16 protein-coding genes are annotated in these 17578 nt (G+C 73.0%); 12 read left to right on the top strand and 4 right to left on the bottom strand.

All coding sequences use genetic code 11. The features are described from left to right. The first annotated feature begins 5 nt into the window (after positions 1 to 5). The 7 genes from ABD299_RS23050 (at position 6) to ABD299_RS23020 (ending at position 7230) form a co-directional block, all read left to right on the top strand. On the top strand, positions 6 to 878 hold the full coding sequence (locus ABD299_RS23050; RefSeq protein WP_344266184.1) for a glycosyltransferase family 2 protein: 873 nt from the start codon (positions 6 to 8) through the stop codon (positions 876 to 878). Positions 879 to 959: 81 nt separating this feature from the next. Beyond that, positions 960 to 1880, top strand: coding sequence for an ABC transporter permease (locus ABD299_RS23045; protein WP_344266079.1), 921 nt, complete (start codon positions 960 to 962; stop codon positions 1878 to 1880). Continuing rightward, entirely contained in the window at positions 1867 to 2673 is an 807-nt protein-coding gene (locus ABD299_RS23040; protein ID WP_344266076.1) for an ABC transporter ATP-binding protein, read from the top strand. The genes ABD299_RS23045 and ABD299_RS23040 overlap by 14 nt, the downstream gene beginning before the upstream one ends. Before the next feature lie 120 nt (positions 2674 to 2793). Further along, positions 2794 to 3705, top strand: a complete 912-nt coding sequence (gene hpnC / locus ABD299_RS23035; protein WP_344266073.1) for a squalene synthase HpnC — start codon at positions 2794 to 2796, stop codon at positions 3703 to 3705. 10 nt (positions 3706 to 3715) lie between these two features. Continuing rightward, positions 3716 to 4648, top strand: coding sequence for a presqualene diphosphate synthase HpnD (gene hpnD, locus ABD299_RS23030; RefSeq protein ID WP_344266070.1), 933 nt, complete (start codon positions 3716 to 3718; stop codon positions 4646 to 4648). Continuing rightward, entirely contained in the window at positions 4645 to 6054 is a 1410-nt protein-coding gene (gene hpnE, locus ABD299_RS23025) for a hydroxysqualene dehydroxylase HpnE (RefSeq protein ID WP_344266067.1), read from the top strand. Before hpnD ends, hpnE begins: the two co-directional genes overlap by 4 nt. Positions 6055 to 6171: 117 nt before the next feature. Next, the gene (locus tag ABD299_RS23020; protein WP_344266064.1) at positions 6172 to 7230 is read left to right on the top strand and encodes a polyprenyl synthetase family protein; all 1059 of its coding nucleotides are present in this window, start codon (positions 6172 to 6174) and stop codon (positions 7228 to 7230) included. Positions 7231 to 7236: 6 nt separating this feature from the next. Here the strand turns inward: ABD299_RS23020 and ABD299_RS23015 are convergent, their stop codons facing one another. Continuing rightward, positions 7237 to 8037, bottom strand: a complete 801-nt coding sequence (locus ABD299_RS23015) for a tyrosine-protein phosphatase (RefSeq protein WP_344266061.1) — start codon at positions 8035 to 8037, stop codon at positions 7237 to 7239. 320 nt (positions 8038 to 8357) lie between these two features. Here ABD299_RS23015 and ABD299_RS23010 point away from each other — a divergent pair, with 320 nt between their 5' ends. The 5 genes from ABD299_RS23010 to ABD299_RS22990 all read left to right on the top strand — a co-directional run bounded on the left by ABD299_RS23010 (position 8358) and on the right by ABD299_RS22990 (position 12641). After that, a complete protein-coding gene (locus tag ABD299_RS23010) occupies positions 8358 to 9980 on the top strand; it encodes a sensor histidine kinase (protein ID WP_344266059.1) in 1623 nt (540 codons plus the stop codon). 16 nt (positions 9981 to 9996) lie between these two features. After that, on the top strand, positions 9997 to 10410 hold the full coding sequence (locus ABD299_RS23005; RefSeq protein ID WP_344266056.1) for a roadblock/LC7 domain-containing protein: 414 nt from the start codon (positions 9997 to 9999) through the stop codon (positions 10408 to 10410). 3 nt (positions 10411 to 10413) lie between these two features. Continuing rightward, positions 10414 to 10788, top strand: coding sequence for a DUF742 domain-containing protein (locus tag ABD299_RS23000; protein WP_344266053.1), 375 nt, complete (start codon positions 10414 to 10416; stop codon positions 10786 to 10788). Beyond that, positions 10766 to 11368, top strand: a complete 603-nt coding sequence (locus ABD299_RS22995; RefSeq protein ID WP_344266050.1) for a GTP-binding protein — start codon at positions 10766 to 10768, stop codon at positions 11366 to 11368. Before ABD299_RS23000 ends, ABD299_RS22995 begins: the two co-directional genes overlap by 23 nt. 67 nt (positions 11369 to 11435) lie before the next feature. Continuing rightward, positions 11436 to 12641: a CapA family protein gene (locus ABD299_RS22990; RefSeq protein ID WP_344266047.1), complete on the top strand. Its 1206-nt coding sequence runs from the start codon at positions 11436 to 11438 to the stop codon at positions 12639 to 12641. Positions 12642 to 12656: 15 nt separating this feature from the next. Here the strand turns inward: ABD299_RS22990 and metG are convergent, their stop codons facing one another. From metG to ABD299_RS22975, 3 genes are all read right to left on the bottom strand, one after another. Further along, positions 12657 to 14384 carry a methionine--tRNA ligase gene (gene metG / locus ABD299_RS22985; protein WP_344266044.1) on the bottom strand — a complete coding sequence of 576 codons (1728 nt, stop codon included), beginning with the start codon at positions 14382 to 14384 and terminating at the stop codon, positions 12657 to 12659. 159 nt (positions 14385 to 14543) lie between these two features. Next, a complete protein-coding gene (locus ABD299_RS22980) occupies positions 14544 to 16706 on the bottom strand; it encodes a putative bifunctional diguanylate cyclase/phosphodiesterase (protein WP_344266041.1) in 2163 nt (720 codons plus the stop codon). Continuing rightward, positions 16703 to 17515 carry an SAM-dependent methyltransferase gene (locus ABD299_RS22975; protein ID WP_344266038.1) on the bottom strand — a complete coding sequence of 271 codons (813 nt, stop codon included), beginning with the start codon at positions 17513 to 17515 and terminating at the stop codon, positions 16703 to 16705. The genes ABD299_RS22980 and ABD299_RS22975 overlap by 4 nt, the downstream gene beginning before the upstream one ends. Positions 17516 to 17578: the final 63 nt, after the last annotated feature.

Here is a 17578-nt window from a genome sequence, read left to right as displayed (position 1 = left end):
CGCCGCTGAAGCTGGGGGCGGTCGTCATCACCATGGGCACCCGGCCGAAGGAGCTGAACGCGCTGCTGGACTCCGTCGCCCGCCAGGAGGGCGACCCGGTCCAGGTCGTCGTGGTCGGCAACGGCGCCGGGCTGCCGGACCTGCCGGCCGGGGTGCGCACCGTCGAGCTGCCGGAGAACCTCGGCATCCCCGGCGGGCGGAACGTCGGCATCGAGGCCTTCGGCCCCGGCGGTGGCGAGGTGGACGTGCTGCTGTTCCTGGACGACGACGGGCTGCTGCCCGACCCCGGCGCGGCCGCCCTGATCCGGGAGGCGTTCGCCGGCGACCCGGAACTGGGCATCGTCAGCTTCCGGATCGCCGACCCGGACACCGGGGTGACCCAGCGCCGCCACGTGCCCCGCCTGCGGGCCGCCGACCCCCGGCGCTCCTCTCGGGTGACGACATTCCTGGGCGGCGCCAGCGCGGTGCGCACGAAGGTCTTCCAGCAGGTCGGCGGGTTGCCGGACGCGTTCTTCTACGCGCACGAGGAGACCGATCTCGCCTGGCGCGCGCTGGACGCGGGCTGGCAGATCGACTACCGGGCGGACATCGTGCTGCACCATCCGACGACCGAGCCCTCCCGGCACGCGGTCTACCACCGGATGGTCGCCCGGAACCGGGTGTGGCTGGCCCGGCGGAACCTGCCGCTGCCGCTGATCCCGGTGTATCTGCTGGTGTGGCTGCTGCTCACGCTGCTGCGCCGGCCGCCGTGGCCCGGTCTGAAGGCCTGGTTCGGCGGCTTCGCCGAGGGCTGGCGCACGCCGTGCGGTCCCCGTCGGCCGATGCGCTGGCGTACGGTATGGAGGCTCACCCGGCTGGGCCGGCCTCCGGTGATCTGACAAGCTCGGGTCCGTGACCATTCAGGGGGCCGCACAGGCCCGCGCCGGCCGCGCCGCCCCTGTGAGGACGAAAGTTTCCACGTGAGTGAGACAACGCACGACGGTGCGCCCCCCCGCGCAGAAGGCCCGTCCCCGGCCGAGCTCGCGGCCCGGTACGGGCTGTCGGTCAGCGGAGCGCGACCGTCCCTGCCGGAGTACGTCCGGCAGCTGTGGGGCCGCAGGCACTTCATCGCCGCCTTCTCCCGCGCGAAGCTGACCGCGCAGTACAGCCAGGCCAAACTCGGCCAGCTGTGGCAGGTGTTCACGCCGTTGCTGAACGCCTTCGTCTACTTCCTGATCTTCGGTCTGCTGCTCGGCGGCCGGGGCGGGATGGCGATGCCCGAGTACATTCCCTTCCTGGTGACCGGGGTGTTCGTCTTCACCTTCACCCACTCCTCGGTGATGTCGGGCGTCAAGGCCGTCTCGGGGAATCTGGGGCTGGTGCGGGCGCTGCACTTCCCCCGGGCGTCGCTGCCGATCTCCTTCTCGCTCCAGCAGCTCCAGCAGCTGCTGTACTCCATGATCGTGCTGGCGGTCATCCTGGTGTCCTTCGGGCACTACCCGACGTGGAACTGGCTGCTGGTGATCCCGGCACTGCTGCTGCAGCTGCTGTTCAACGCCGGACTGGCCCTGGTCTTCGCCCGGCTCGGCGCCGGAACGCCGGACCTCGCCCAGCTGATGCCGTTCATCCTGCGCACCTGGATGTACGCCTCCGGGGTGATGTTCCCGCTGCGCTACATGGTCGAGGAGCGGGCCGGATGGCCCGCCTGGGTGGCCGACGTGATGGAGGCCAACCCGGCGACGGTCTACATGGAACTGATGCGCTACGCACTGATCGACGGCCCGCACCACGCGAGCCTGTCCGGCAACTTCTGGCTGATGGCCGTGGGCTGGGCGCTGGTGCTGGGCATCGGCGGATTCGTGTTCTTCTGGAAGGCGGAGGAGCGGTATGGCCGTGGCTGAGCACACACCGGAGACCCCGTCCCCGGGGGAGGCGGAGGAACGGACCCCCACCGTCATCGCGGACGACCTGCACATCGTCTACCGCGTGCACGGCCGGGGCGGCAAGGGCAACGCCACCGCGGCGCTGCGCCGGATCATCCGGCGGGAGCCCTCCACCCGGATCCGGGAGGTGCACGCGGTGCGCGGGGTGTCCTTCGTGGCGTACCGCGGTGAGGCGATCGGCCTGATCGGGTCCAACGGCTCGGGCAAGTCGACGCTGCTGCGGGCGATCGCCGGGCTGCTGCCCGCCGAGCGGGGCAAGGTCTACACCGACGGTCAGCCCTCCCTGCTGGGGGTGAACGCGGCCCTGATGAACGACCTGACCGGTGAGCGCAACGTGGTGCTCGGCGGCCTGGCCATGGGGATGACCAAGGAGCAGATCCGCGCGCGTTACCAGGGAATCGTCGACTTCTCCGGGATCAACGACAAGGGCGACTTCATCAGTCTCCCGATGCGCACCTACTCCTCCGGCATGCAGGCACGGCTGCGGTTCTCCATCGCGGCGGCCAAGGACCACGACGTCCTGATGATCGACGAGGCGCTGGCCACCGGGGACAAGAAGTTCCAGCGGCGCTCGGAGGCGCGGATCCGCGAGATGCGCGCGGAGGCCGGGACGGTCTTCCTGGTCAGTCACAACAACAAGTCCATCCGGCAGACCTGCGACCGGGTGCTGTGGCTGGAGCGCGGTGAACTGGTCATGGACGGCCCGACCGAAGAGGTGCTCAAGGCCTACGAGGAGGAGACCGGGAAGTAGCACCGCCTGCCTGCGGCGGTCCGCCGGACCCGCCGGAACGGCAGGCGTGTCCGGAACAACATCGTTTGCCGCACATTGTAGAAATGAAGGTATGACAGCAATGGGGACGGTGGGGCACCCGTGGTGACAGCGCCCGACGAGGTGCCCACCGAGGCCGTGCTGGCCAAGGCCGCACACGAGAACTTCCCGGTGGCTCCCCGGATACTGCCGCGCGCCTGGCGTGCCGATCTGATGGCCGTCTACGGCTTCGCCAGGCTGGTGGACGACATCGGTGACGGCGACCTCGCCCCCGGCGGCGCCGACGCCGCGGCGCTCGGCGTGAGAGGAGAGGGCGGCGAGGACCGCGCACTGCTGCTGGACGCCCTGGAGAAGGACCTCGACCGGGTCTTCGGCCACCTCGGCGGCGGCGAGCCGCCCCGGCACCCGCTGCTGAGGGCCCTGGTGCCCACCGTCCGGCGCACCGGCCTGGAGCCCGGGCCGTTCCGGGGCCTGATCGAGGCCAACCGGCTGGACCAGCGCGTGAGCCGGTACGCCGACGAGGAACAGCTGCTGTCCTACTGCGAGCTGTCCGCCAACCCGGTGGGGCGCATGGTGCTGACCGTCACCGGGACGGCCACCCCCGAGCGGGTCCGTCGCTCCGACGCCGTGTGCACCGCGCTGCAGCTCCTGGAGCACCTCCAGGACATCGCGGAGGACTACCGGGACCGCGACCGGATCTACCTCCCCGCCGACGACATGCGCCGCTTCCACGTCACCGCCGAGGACCTGGCCGCCCCGTCCGCGAGCGCCTCGCTCCGGGCCCTGGTGGCCTTCCGCACCGAACGGGCACGTACGCTGCTGGACGAGGGCGCTCCCCTGGTGGGCAGTGTCCGCGGACGGCTCAGGGTGCTGCTGGCCGGCTTCGTCGGCGGCGGCCGGGCCACGGCCCGGGCCATCGCCGGTGCCCGTTACGACGTCCTGGCCGTGGCGGCCGGGCCCACCAGGACCGGCCTGCTGCGCGAGGCCGGCTCCGCACTGCGACGAGGGGCGTGAACTCAGCACCGTGACCACCACCCCACCGCTGTCCCCGGCGGTTGTCGCCGCCTACCGCTACTGCGAGACCGTCACCGGACAGCAGGCCCGCAACTTCGCCTGGGGCATCCGACTGCTGCCGGCCGGCCGGCGCCGCGCGATGTCCGCGCTCTACGCGTTCTCCCGCCGCGTGGACGACATCGGGGACGGAGCCCTGGAACCGGCCGAGAAGGAGGCCGGACTCGCCCGCACCCGCGAGGTGCTGGAGCGGGTACGGGCCGGGGAAGTGGCCGAGGACTCCACCGACCCGGTGGCCGTCGCCCTCGCCCACACCTCCCGCGCCTTCCCCGTCCCGCTGGGCGCACTGGACGAACTCATCGACGGCGTGCTGATGGACGTGCGCGGACGGCAGTACGAGACCTGGGACGACCTGCGGGACTACTGCCGCTGCGTGGCCGGTGCCATCGGACGGCTCTCCCTCGGTGTCTTCGGCACGGTCCCCGGCGTCCAGGGCGCCGAACGCGCCCCCGAGTACGCCGACACACTCGGCCTGGCACTCCAGCTGACCAACATCCTCCGTGACGTCCGGGAGGACGCAGCGGCGGGCCGCCGCTACCTGCCGGCCGAAGACCTGCGGAAGTTCGGGTGGGAGAAGGGCTTCGCCGAGGGCGGCACGCCCCCGGACGGGGCCGACTTCGACGGACTGGTCCGCTTCGAGGTGCGGCGCGCCCGCGAACTGTTCGCCTCCGGTTTCCGGCTGCTCCCGCTGCTGGACCGCCGCTCGGCGGCCTGCGTGGCCGCGATGGCCGGGATCTACCGCCGCCTGCTGGACCGGATCGCCGAGGACCCGGCGGCCGTACTGCGCGGCAGAGTCGCACTGCCCGCCCGCCAGAAGGCACTTGTCGCGCTGCGCGGCCTGTCCGGGACCGACGGCCGCCGCATCGCCCGGACGGCCGCGCCGTGACCCCCGCGGCGGCCGGCGGGCCCCGGCGCAGCGCCCTGGTCGTGGGCGGCGGCATCGCGGGCGCCGCCGCCGCCCTGGACCTGGCCGACCGCGGATGGCAGGTCACCCTCGCCGAGGCGCGCCCCCGGCTGGGCGGCCTGGCCTTCTCCTTCCGGCGCACCGGCAGCGCGGGCGAACTCACCGTGGACAACGGCCAGCACGTCCACCTGCGCTGCTGCACCGCCTACCGGCGGCTGCTGGACCGCATCGAAGCCGGACATCTGGCCCCGGTGCAGCCGCGGCTGGACGTCCCGGTGCTGGACGCCGGGGCGGGCGGTGCGAGGCCCCGTCCGGGCCGGCTGCGCCGCACCGCGCTGCCCGCCCCGCTGCACCTGGCACCCGCCCTCGCCCGCTACCCGCACCTGTCGCCCGGCGAGCGGGCCGCCGCCGCCCGGGCCGCCTTCGCCCTGCGACGCCTGGACCCGGCCGACCCCGCCCTGGACGAGCAGGACTTCGCCGGCTGGCTGCGCCGGCACGGGCAGAGCGACCGCGGCATCGAGGCGCTGTGGGACCTGGTCGGGGTGGCCACCCTGAACGCCCGGGCCGCCGACGTCTCCCTGGCGCTGGCCGCCATGGTCTTCCGTACCGGCCTGCTGACCGATGCGGGGGCGGCGGACATCGGCGCCGCCCGCGTGCCGCTGGGCGAGGTGCACCACACCCGGACCCTCGCCGCCCTGGAGGGGGCAGGGGTGCGCACGCTGCTGCGGACCAGGGCCCGCCGGCTGCGCCCCGGTCCCGGCGGAGGGTGGAGCGCGGTGCTGTCGGAGGGGCACCGGGAGAGCGGCGAGACCCGCGCGGACGCGGTGATCCTCGCCGTGCCGCCGTCCGCGGCGCACCACCTGATGCCTGCCGGGGCGCTGCCGGACGCGGGCCGGCTGCTGAAGATCGGCAGTGCGCCGATCCTCAACATCCACGTCGTCTACGACCGGCCGGTGCTGCGCACCGCGTTCTTCGCGGCCCTGGGCAGCCCCGTCCAGTGGGTCTTCGACCGCACCGGCCCCTCGGGGCTCTCCCGGCTGCCGGGAGCCGGCGGCAGCCAGTACCTGGCCGTCTCCCAGTCGGCCGCCCGGGACGAGATCGACCTGCCCGCCGGCGTCCTGCGCAAGCGCTACCTGCCGGAGCTGGACCGGCTGCTGCCCGCTGCCCGGCAGGCCACCGTGCGGGACTTCTTCGTCACCCGTGAGCGCACCGCGACCTTCGCGCCCACACCCGGGGTGGGGCGCCTGCGCCCGGGCCCCGTCACCGGTGCCGGAGGGCTCTACCTGGCCGGTGCGTGGACCGCCACCGGCTGGCCCGCGACGATGGAGGGTGCGGCCCGCAGCGGACTGGCGGCCGCCCGGGCGGCCGACGGCGCACGACCGGCATGACACCTTCCGTTCCCGCAGACCCGACGCCCCCCCCACGCACCAACCCGATGGCCACCACAAGGAGACAGTCATGACGGACGCGCGCGCCGCCGGCGACACCGTGGACAGGACGGCACCGTGAGCGAACCGAGAACCGACACCGCGGTGGTGACCGCTCTGCTGGAACGCGGCAGGACGCTGGCCGGGCCCGCGCTGCGGGCGGCCGTGGACCGGCTGGTCCCGCAGATGCGGCACATCGCCGCCTACCACTTCGGCTGGATCGACGCGGAGGGCCGGCCCGCCGACGGGGACGGCGGCAAGGCGGTCCGCCCGGCCCTGGCCCTGATCGCCGCCGAGGCGGCCGGCGGTGGCCCCGAGGCCGGTGTGCCCGGAGCCGTCGCCGTGGAGCTGGTGCACAACTTCTCGCTGCTGCACGACGACTTGATGGACGGCGACGAGCAGCGCCGCCACCGCGACACGGTCTGGAAGGTGCACGGCCCCGCCCAGGCCATCCTGGTCGGCGACGCGCTGTTCGCCCTCGCCGGGGAGATCATCCTGGAGGCGGGCACCGACCGCGCGGCCCGTGCCGCCCGCCGGCTGACCACCGCGACCCGCAAGCTCATCGACGGCCAGGCACAGGACATCTCCTTCGAGCACCGTGAGCATGTCGGTGTCGAGGAATGCCTGGAGATGGCCGGCAACAAGACCGGGGCGCTGCTCGCGGGCGCGGTGTCGGTGGGAGCGGTGCTCGGCGGGGCCGACGACCGGACCGCGGATGCCCTCGAGGAGTACGGCCACCATCTGGGCCTGGCCTTCCAGGCGGTCGACGACCTGCTCGGCATCTGGGGGGACCCGGGGACCACCGGCAAGCAGACGTGGAGCGATCTGCGCCAGCGCAAGAAGTCCCTGCCGGTCGTCGCCGCGCTTGCGGCCGGGGGACCGGCCTCCGGACGGCTGACCGCCCTGCTCATGGCCGATGCGAAGAAGAGCCAGGAGGAGTTCGCCGACTTCGACGAGGCGGAGTTCGCCACCCGCGCGGCACTGATCGAGGAGGCCGGCGGGCGGCAGTGGACGGCCGACGAGGCCCGCCGCCGGCACGACCGGGCGCTGGCGGCGCTCGACGGGCTCTTGTTGCCCCGCCATGTCCGGGACCAGCTCGGCGCGCTCGCCGAGTTCGTGGTGATCCGGCGGAAGTGAGACCGGTCAGCCCCCGGCCAGGAGCTGCCCGCGCAGGCGCTCCCGGGCCGCGGGGCCGAACCGGAGTCCTTCGGTCAGGTACCGTTCGGTGCCGCCCCAGGTCTGCTCCATCTGGTCGAAGGCGGCGCCGAGGTACTCCTCGCGCGCGTCGAACAGCGGCGCCAGCAGCTCCATCACCTCCGGGGAGAGGCCTCCCTCGGCGTTCTTGCCGCGCCGCACCTTGTAGCGCCGGTGAGTCGCGTTCGACTCCAGGTAGTCGGCGAAGATCGCCTCCCGCTCGACGCCCACGGCCAGCAGGGCGATCGCGACGGTGAGCCCGGCGCGGTCCTTGCCGGCCGCGCAGTGCAGCAGCGTGGGCGTGCTGCCGTCCGCCAGCTCGCTCAGCACCCGGCTGTGCTCCGCGGTGCGCCTGAGCACCAGCTGCCGGTAGGAGGCGGCCATCCGGCCGGCCGCCTGGCCGTCGCGCAGGGCGTCCCGCAGCTGGTCCAGGCTGCCGTTGCGCACCATGCGCCAGAAGTCGGCACCCTCGGCGGGGTCGCTGAGCGGTATGTTCACGTTCCGCACTCCCGGCAGCTCGACATCGGGCCCCTCCAGGGCCTGGTCGGCCGCGTTGCGGAAGTCGAAGACCGTGTGCAGCCCCAGGCCCGCCAGGAAGTCGCGGTCCGCGTCGGTGGCGTGGGCCAGGTGGCCGCTGCGGTACAGCCGCCCCTGCCGGACCCGCAGGCCGTCCGTCGTCGGCAGACCGCCCACATCCCGGAAGTTCCGCACCCCGGTGAGAACGGTTTCGGCGGACTGCTGCTGTGTCACGGGCCCTCCTTCGCGGCCGCCGCCGGCCCGGACCGCCGGCGGGGGAATCCACCCGACCCTACGGCATCGGCCCGTGGGCCGTCCGGGCTGTCCGGGACCGGCCGGACGGCCGCGCGGCACCGAACGGGTGGCCGCTTGTTGTCCACCTGCCTGACCTGCTCAAACGTGTGGTCGAGTAATTCACTCGTCCGGAGCTGGCGAGGGGTGGCGAATGCCGGAACTGTGGCCGTTCGCCCCCCTCTTGACGTCTAGCGTGTCCTCGGCACACCCGCAGTCGGTCGCGGCGGGTGGGCCCCGCTCCGACGAGAACAAGGACACCGATGCCCGAAGCGCTGCCCCGGGGGACGCGGCACCGCCTGCTGCGTCTGGCCGTACTGCCCGCCACGCTGGTCGCCGGCCTCGCGGCCGCCGTCGTCGCCTACCTGCTGCGGTCCCGGGAGGGGGCACCCCCCTGGCCCGACGGGCAGGGTGTCGGGCCGGTCCTGGCCGGAGCGCTGGTCCTGGCCTGCCTGGCCGTCGTGGGCGGTGCCTGGGCGGCCGTCGCCGAGGCGCGGGAGCTGGCCGCGCGCCACACCGAGCTGCGCCGGAACCTGGTGCGCGGGCGGGCCGAAGTGCACGATCTGCTGCGCCGTGTGGAGCACGGCGAGGAGGTTCCGGCCCCGGCGGGTCCGCCGCCGCCCCGGGCGATCGGGAGCGGAAGCGGAACAGTCAGGCTGGGCCAGGAGATCGCCCTGACCCGGCACGCCGCCGCCACCGCGGTGGCCCGGGCCGCCGCGGTGGTGCGCGGCAGCGCCCGTGGCAGCGACGAGAAGGTGGAGGTGTTCGTCACCCTGGCCCGCCGGCTGCAGTCGCTGGTGCACCGGGAGCTGGAGCACCTTGACGAACTGGAGCACGAGGTGGAGGACCCGGCCCTGCTCGAAGGGCTCTTCCGCATCGATCACCTCGCCACCCGGATCAGGCGGCACGCGGAGAACATCGCGGTGCTCGGCGGCGCGGTGGCCCGTCGCCAGTGGAGCCGGCCGGTGGTGATGACGGAGGTGCTGCGCTCGGCGCTCGCCGAGGTGGAGGACTACCAGCGGGTGAAACTGGTGCCGCAGATCGAGGGCACGCTGCGCGGCCACGCCGTCGCGGACGTCATCCACCTGCTCGCCGAGCTGATCGAGAACGCCACGGTCTTCTCGGCCCCGCAGACCCAGGTGCTCCTGCGGGCCCAGCAGGTGACCGCCGGGCTGGCGGTCGAGGTGGAGGACCGCGGTCTGGGCATGACCGCCGCCGACCAGGAGCGGATGAACAGCGTGCTGACCGGCACCGGGGGGACGGAGACGGCCGGGCTGCTGGCCGACGGCCGGGTGGGCCTGTTCGTGGTGGCCACGCTGGCCCGTCGGCACTCCATCACGGTGCGGCTGCGCGGCAACATCTACGGTGGCATCCAGGCGGTGCTGGTGCTGCCCCCCGAACTCCTCGGCGAGGACGAGGGGGCCCAGGGGCGGTGCGGGAGCGAGCCGGGGGGACGACGCCTTCCGCTTCCGATGGGCGCGGCTCCGGTGCCGGACCGGGAGGTCGTCCCGCTGCCGGAGGCCGGAGGCCGGTGGCCGGGGGAGCACACCGAGCACGCCGCCGCGGCCCCCGCCGTTGTCTCCGGGGTGCCCGCCGCCCGGGAGCCGGCCGTGCTCCCGGGGCCTCCGGAGCCGGCCGGTGCTCCCTCGCCTGGCGGGAACGGCTGTGAGCCCCGCTGCGGTCCGGAGTGCGGACGCGGCTGTGTGTCCGCCCGGCCCGGGCTGCCGCGCCGGCGCCGGCAGGAGCACCTGGCCCCGGAACTGCGCCGGCCGCCGGCGGCCCGTACCCCCGTCCCGGCTCCCGGCCCTCCGGCCGGGCACGATCCCGGCCTCATGGCCGCTTTCCGGCGAGGCGTGGACCTTGTCGACAACAGTGACGACCGCTAGGAGCTTGACGAACGTGGTGAGCGAAGAAACAACCGAACGCCCGGGTGACCCGGCCTGGTTGCTGAGCGGGCTCGTCCAGCGGGTGCCGCATGCCACCGGTGCGCTGCTGCTGTCCGCGGACGGTCTGGTGCGGGCGGCGGACGGTCTGGAGCCCGACGCCGCGGACCACCTGGCCGCGCTGGCCGGTGGCCTGCACTCGCTGGCGCGCAGTGCGGGAGCCCGCTTCGGCGACGGCGGGGAGGTGCGGCAGGTGCTGGTCGAGCTGGACACGACCCTGCTGTGCGTGTGCGCGGCGGGGGAGGGGGCCTGTCTGGCCGTGCTGGCGGGCCGGGACGCCGATGCGGCCGTCCTGGGCTACGAGATGGCCATGCTGGTCAAGAGCGTGCGTCCGACACTGACGGTCCCGGCCCGGCAGCCGGCAGGGGGGTAGCCGGTGCCCGGAATCGCTCAGGACCCGTGGCTGGACGACGCGGCCGGGCGGCTGGTCCGGCCGTACACCGTCTGCGACGGAAGAACCCGGCCGAAGGCCGAGCTGGATCTGGTGACGCAGGTCTGCGCCACCGGCCGTGGCGGCACCCGGTGGCCGGGGCCGGAGCACGCGCGGGTGGTGGAGCTGTGCGGTCCGTCGCCGGTGTCGGTGGCGGAGATCTCGGCCCTCGCCGGACTGCCGGTCGGAGTGACCAAGGTGTTGCTGTCCGACCTGCTGGAGTGCGGTGCCGTCGCCGCCGGCCCGTCGCCCGCCGCGGGCGATCCCACCGACAGGGAACTGCTGGAGGCGGTGCTGCATGGACTGCGCACCCGGTTGTGAGCCGTTCGCACCGGCGGGCGGCGGTCCCTTCCCGGTGGCGGCGAAGATCCTGGTGGCCGGCGGATTCGGGGCGGGCAAGACCACCTTCGTGGGGGCGGTCAGCGAGATCGAGCCGCTGTCCACCGAGGAGACGCTCACCCGGGCGGGAGCGGTGACGGACAGCCTGAGGGGGGTGGAGCACAAGGCCGCCACCACGGTCGCGATGGACTTCGGGCGAATCACCCTGGGTGCCGCGCACGTGCTCCACCTCTTCGGGACTCCGGGCCAGGAGCGGTTCTGGTTCATGTGGGACGAGCTGTCCCGCGGAGCGCTGGGCGCGGTGGTACTGGCCGACACCCGTCGGCTGGAGCACTGCTTCCCGGCGGTGGACTTCTTCGAGCGTCGCGACCTCGGCTTCGTCATCGCCGTCAACGAGTTCGACGGTTCGCACCGGTATCCGGCGGAGGAGATCCGGGCCGCTCTCGACCTCGGTCCGCTGGTGCCGGTGGTGACGTGCGATGCCCGGCTGGGGGACTCCGGCACCCAGGTACTGATGGCGTTGGTGCGGCACCTGATCGACGGAGAGCGTCCCGGCCACTAGGGTCACCCCCGCGACGCCCCGCCTGTCACGCGTCCCTAATATCCTATTAGTCTGATATCAAGCCGGTATGTCGAACGTTTCTGGGGTGCATCAGGGGGGCGTACGAACCGGCCGGCGCGCGGTCCTCGCCGCGGTCCTCGCCGCGGTTGTCACCGCGTGCGGGGACCTGCCCCGTCCCACACCCGACATCGCCCTGCCCCTGTCTGCGGCTGCCCCCGCCGTGCCGGAGAGTCCTCCCCGGCCCTTCACCCTGGTCGCCACCGGAGCTCTCGCCCCCGGCAGCCGGGCACTGGACCAGGCACGGCAGGACGCCGGCGGCGACGGATACGACTTCCGGGCCATCCTGGCCGGGGTCAAACCCGTCGTGTCCAGCGCCGACCTCGCGCTGTGCCATCTGCGGGTACCGTTCGGGGACCCGGCCGGGCCGTTCTCCGGACCGCCGTCGTTCCTCGCCCCGCCCCAGCTCGCCCGCTCCCTGGCGGACACCGGATACGACGCCTGCTCCACCGCCTCCGACCACATGCTCGACGGCGGGGAACAGGGAGCTCACCGCACCCTCGGCGCGATGGACGACGCCGGGCTCGGCCACGCCGGCTCGGCCCGCTCGGCCGAGGAGGCCGAGCGCCCCGCGATCCTGGAGGCCGGCGGCGCCGGGGTCGTGCACCTCGCCTACACCGGCAGCACCGGCGGTCACCCGGTGGGCGCGGACAGACCCTGGACGATCAGCGTGATCGATCCCGGACGGATCGTCGCGGACGCCCGGGCCGCCCGGAGAGCCGGCGCCGACGTGGTCGTCGTCAGCCTGCACTGGGGCGCCGCCGACGGCCGGGCCCTGCCCGAGGACCGACGGCGGGCTCTCGCCGCGGAACTGGCCCGCTCCCGGAGCGGCGGCCTGCCCGACATCGACCTGATCCTGGGGACCCACCCGCGGGTTCCGCAGGCCTACGAGAAGGTGCACGGCATCTGGGTCGTCCACGGCCTGGGCAGCCAGCTGGCGGACGACGCCTCCGCAGGCACCGCCCAGGTGAGCTCCCTGGCCCGGTTCACCTTCGTGCCGCCCGGAAGCCCGGGCGGGCGGTGGGAGGTGCGCGACGCCGAGTTCGTCCCCCAGCTCACGACCGCGCCCGGTGACGGACCGCTGCGCGTCATCAACCTCAACGAGGCGCTCCGGCAGACGCCGGACGACCGGCCTCGGCAGCAGGCACGGGACCGCGTCCGGGACGTGGTCCTCAGCCGTGGCGCGGCCGGGGACGGGCTGCGCATGACCGGCTGACCCGCCGGACGTGCGTCAGGCCTCCTCGGCGCCGAACCGCTCCCGGAACCCGGCCAGGTCGTCCTCGGTGAGCTTGGCGAACAGCACCGGCGGCACGGTGAAGGCGGTACCGGCCGGGACGGTGTCCAGCGTGCGGGCCTGCTCAGGGGTGAGCCAGGCGCGGCTCTCGTCCGAGGAGCCCAGCGCGAACGCGGACCGCATGGTCCGGGCCGTCGCCGGAATGAAGGGCTCGGAGACCACCGAGTACAGGTGGATCAGGTTCATGGCCGTCCGCAGCGTCAGGGCGGCCGCCTCCGGGTCGGACTTGATCTCCAGCCAGGGGGCCTTCTCCTCCAGGTACACGTTGCCGGCGCTCCACAGGGCCCGCAGCGCGGCGGCGGCCTTGCGGAACTGCATCGCCTCCAGATGCTCCTGGTACTCGGCCAGCAGCCGGGCGACCTCCTCACCCAGCTTCTCCTCCGCGGCTCCGGCCGGGTGCCCGGCCGGGACCTCCTCACCGAACCGCTTGCGGGAGAAGGTCAGCACCCGGTTCACGAAGTTGCCCAGGGTGTCGGCGAGGTCCTTGTTCACCACGGAGGCGAACAGCTCCCAGGAGAACGAGGTGTCGTCCGACTCCGGTGCGCTCACCATCAGGAAGTAGCGCCAGTAGTCGGCCGGCAGCAGCTCCAGCGCCGCGTCGGTGAAGATGCCGCGCTTCTGCGAGGTGGAGAACTTCCCGCCGTAGTACAGCAGCCAGCTGAACGCCTTGACGTAGTCGACCTTCTTCCACGGTTCCCGCGTCCCCAGCTGGGTGGCGGGGAACATCACGGTGTGGAAGGGAACGTTGTCCTTGGCCATGAACTGCGTGTAGCGGACGGTGTCGTCCGCCTCGTACCACCACGAACGCCAGTCCCGCTCCTCGCCCTCCGGCGCGGCGTCGGCCCACTCCTTGGTGGCGCCGATGTAGCCGATGGGGGCGTCGAACCAGACGTAGAAGACCTTGCCCTCGGAGGCCAGCTCGGGCCAGGTGTCCGCCGGGACCGGCACGCCCCACTCCAGATCGCGGGTGATGGCCCGGTCGTGCAGCCCCTCGCTGAGCCACTTGCGGGCGATGGAGGAGGCCAGCACCGGCCAGTCCTTGCCGTGCTCGTCCACGAAGGCCTCCACCTCACCGGCCAGTTCGGACTGGCGCAGGAACAGGTGGGTGGTCTCGCGGACCTCCAGGTCACTGCTGCCGCTCACCGCGGAGCGCGGCTGCAGGAGATCGGTCGGGTCCAGCACCCGGGTGCAGTTCTCGCACTGGTCCCCGCGGGCGGCCTCGTACCCGCAGTGCGGGCAGGTCCCGGTGATGTAGCGGTCGGGCAGGAAGCGGTCGTCGGCCAGGGAGAAGACCTGGCGGACGGGCCGGGCCTCGATGAACCCGGCGGCCTGGAGCCGGCGGGCGAAGTGCTGCGTGATCTCGACGGTCTGCTCCGAGGACGTGCGCCCGAAGTAGTCGAAGTGCAGTCCGAAGCCGTCGTAGATGGCCTTCTGCAGGTCGTGCTGGCGGGCGCAGAACTCCGCCACCGGCAGCCCGGCGTCCTTCGCGGCCAGCTCGGCAGGGGTGCCGTGCTCATCGGTGGCACAGATGTACAGCACCTCGTGTCCGCGCAGGCGCAGATACCGGGCGTAGACATCCGCCGGGAGCATCGAGCCGACCATGTTCCCCAGGTGCTTGATCCCGTTGATGTAGGGCAGCGCACTGGTGATGAGGTGTCGGGCCATCCTCGGATGCTCCAATGGTGAGAGGCGGTTCGGTCACAGCAGGCCGCGGAACACCGCCGGCCCCGGTGACGGGTCCGCCCATCCTACCGAGCCGCGGGGCCGCGACCCGACGGGTTGTCCGCCGCCCCGCGGGGGAGGCGTGCGAGCCGGGAAGCGGGCTCAGACCGCCTCGGGCAGCTTCTCCGGCGGCCCGGGCCGGGCGTAGTACCAGCCCTGGGCCGAGTCGCAGCCCAGCTCGCGAAGCTGGGCGGCCTGGACGGATGTCTCCACGCCCTCCACGGTCACCGACAGGTTCAGCGTGTGGGCCAGTGAGACGATACCCTCCACGACCTTCAGATCCACCGGGTCCGCCGGTTCCTGCTGGAGGCCCTGGGTGAAGGAGCGGTCCAGCTTCAGGGTGCTGGCCGGGAGCCTCCGGAGATTGGCCAGGTTGGAGTACCCGGTGCCGAAGTCGTCCAGCGCGATACCCACGCCGAGATCCGCCAGCTGCCGCAGTGGTCTCAGCTCTCTGTCGTCCGCCCTGATCAGCGCGGTCTCGGTCACCTCCAGGCACAGCGAACTGGGGCACAGCCCGGCCTCCTCCAGGACGGCCACGGTGTCCTGGACCAGGTCCGGGTCGTGCAGCTGCCGGGGCGAGAGGTTGACGTTCACCCGCAGCGGCCGGGCCCCTATGCCCCGCACCTGCCACTCGCAGGCCTGGCGGACCGCCTCCTGGAGCACCCAGCGGCCCAGTGGCACGATCAGCCCGGTGTGCTCGGCCAGCGGGATGAAGCGGTCCGGGCCCAGCACGCCGTGCCGCGGGTGGCTCCAGCGCACCAGGGCCTCGGCGCCCTCCAGGCTGCCGTCGGACATCTTCACCAGCGGCTGGTACTCGATGAAGAACTCGCATCCCTTCAGCGCGGCGGGGAGGTGGTGGGTGAGGTGGTGCCGGCTGATGGCCCGGGCGTCGGAGTCCGGATCCGCCACGGCGAAGCGGTTGCCGCCTTCCGCCTTGGCCCGGTACATGGTGATGTCGGCGCTGCGCAGTACCTCGGCCGAGCTGAGCTCGTCCACCGGGCCCTCGACCACGCCGATGCTGGCCCGGGCCAGCAGCTCCCGGCCGGCCACCTCGACCGGTGTGGACAGCGCGTCCAGTGCCCGGGCGGCCAGCGCGGTCACCTCCGCGGGCGAGGCCGGGTCGGTGACCAGTGCCACGAACTCGTCCCCGCCGATGCGCGCCAGCAGCTGGCCCGGACCGGAGGCGCACTGCTGCAGCCGCTCGGCCACGGCGATCAGCATCTGGTCACCGACGGCGTGTCCCAGGCTGTCGTTGACGGCTTTGAAGCCGTCCAGGTCCAGGTAGCACAGCCCGATCCGGGAGGTGCCGGAGCCGGAGGACAGCGCCTGCTCCAGCCGTTCGAAGAACATGGCCCGGTTGGGCAGCGAGGTCAGGGCGTCATGGGTGGCCTCATAGCGAAGTCGCAGGTTGAGCAGCCGCCGCTCGGTGATGTCCTCCATCATGGCCAGCATGTAGCTCGGGTGCCCGTCGGCGTCGCGCAGCAGTGAGACGGTCAGGTTGGTCCACAGGACGGTGCCGTCGCTGCGCTGGTAGGGCTTCTCGAAACGGTAGTGGTCGCGTTCGCCGCGCATCAGCTCGTTCTGGAGCCGCCACACCTCGGGGGTGTCCTCCGGATGGACCCAGTCGGTGACCTTGTGGCTGCGGATGTGGTACTCCGAGCCGCCGAACATGTCGGCCAGGGCACGGTTGAAGTCGAGGACGTTGCCCTCGATGTCGGCGATGCCGATGCCCAGGGCCGCGCTCTTGAACAAGGCGCGGAAGCGGGACTCGCTCTCGTGCAGCGCGTGGGCCATCTCGCTCTGGGCGGTCAAGGCGGCCCGTGACATCGCCTCCTGCTCCGAGCGGGTGCGCTCCTGCAGGGCCCGGGCGAAGCCGGCGGCGACGGCGTGCTGGAGACGGGAACACCGGGCCCTGCCCTCTTCGGCGGGCAGGCGCTCGGGGTCGCCGCAGTACAGCAGCAGGTAGGCGTCGATGACGCCGAGGATCTGCGGCAGCGATTCGGGGGCCGTGCAGTGGGCCGCGACCAGGGCGTCCCCCACGCCGCGGCCGGGGGCCGGGTCGAAGGGCCGGGCGTGCAGCGCTGCCGACAGCCGCCGGGTGAGGGCGAGCAGGTACGACTCGAACTCGGGGCGTGTCATCGAGGTGGCGGTGCCCGGGTAGACCGCGCGGCACCAGATCCTCGCGAAACGCTCGGGGCCGTCGGGGGGGTCGCCCCGGCCTTCGTCATCGGCGGTGCGGGCGGGCGCCGCGGGCGGGCGCGTCACGCCTTGCGCCCCACCCCGGCGAGCCCGTTGAAGACGACCGGGTCCTCCTGGCCGACCGGGCCGTCCGGCCGCCAGTTCGGGGCTGCCACCAGACCGGGCTCGACAAGCCGGAAGTCGTCGAAGAACCGCTCCACCTCGGCGCGGGAACGCATGATGAGGTTCGAACCGGCGTTCCGGTAGACGCTGGAGACGTTCTCGCCGCGCTCGGCCGGTACGGTCCCGCCGTCCACGGAGGCGTGATTGATCACCAGCAGGCTGCCGGCGGGGAGGGCGTCCCGCAGGACGGCCAGGCTGCCCCACGGGTCGTCCTTGTCCTCGATGAAGTGCAGGAGAGCCACCAGCAGCAGTGCCACCGGCCGGTCGAAGTCGAGGAGCCCCCGGGTCTCGGGTGCCTCCACGATCTGCCTGGGGCTGCGGAAGTCGGCCGCCAGAACGGCTGTGCGCTCGTCACCCTCGAGAACCGCACGGCTGTGCGCGACGGCCACCGGGTCGTTGTCGACGTACACCACGCGGGCCTCGTCGCTCGCCGCCTGGGCGACCTCGTGCACATTGCCGAAGGTGGGAATGCCCGACCCGATGTCCAGGAACTGGGTCACGCCCTCGCCGAGGGCGAACCGCACGGCGCGGCGCATGAAGGCCCGGTTGGTCTGCATGATCTTGGGCAGTCCGGGGAACGCGGCAATGGCCTGGCGGGCCGCCGCCCTGTCCACCTCGAAGTTGTGCGAGCCCCCGAGGTAGTAGTCGTACATACGCGAAACGCTTGGTACGGACAGGTCGATACCGTGCGGTGCCCAGGCGGGTCGTTCCATCAACGTCTCCTGCATATGCGCGAATTGGTATCTGAGAGTACTGACACCCGACTGGTGGTGGGA

The sequence above is a fragment of the Streptomyces sodiiphilus genome (assembly GCF_039529215.1).
Classification (GTDB): Bacteria; Actinomycetota; Actinomycetes; order Streptomycetales; family Streptomycetaceae; genus Streptomyces; species Streptomyces sodiiphilus.
The sequence above is the reverse complement of the archived record's forward strand: the minus strand, read 5'-3'. Positions and strand labels throughout refer to the sequence as shown.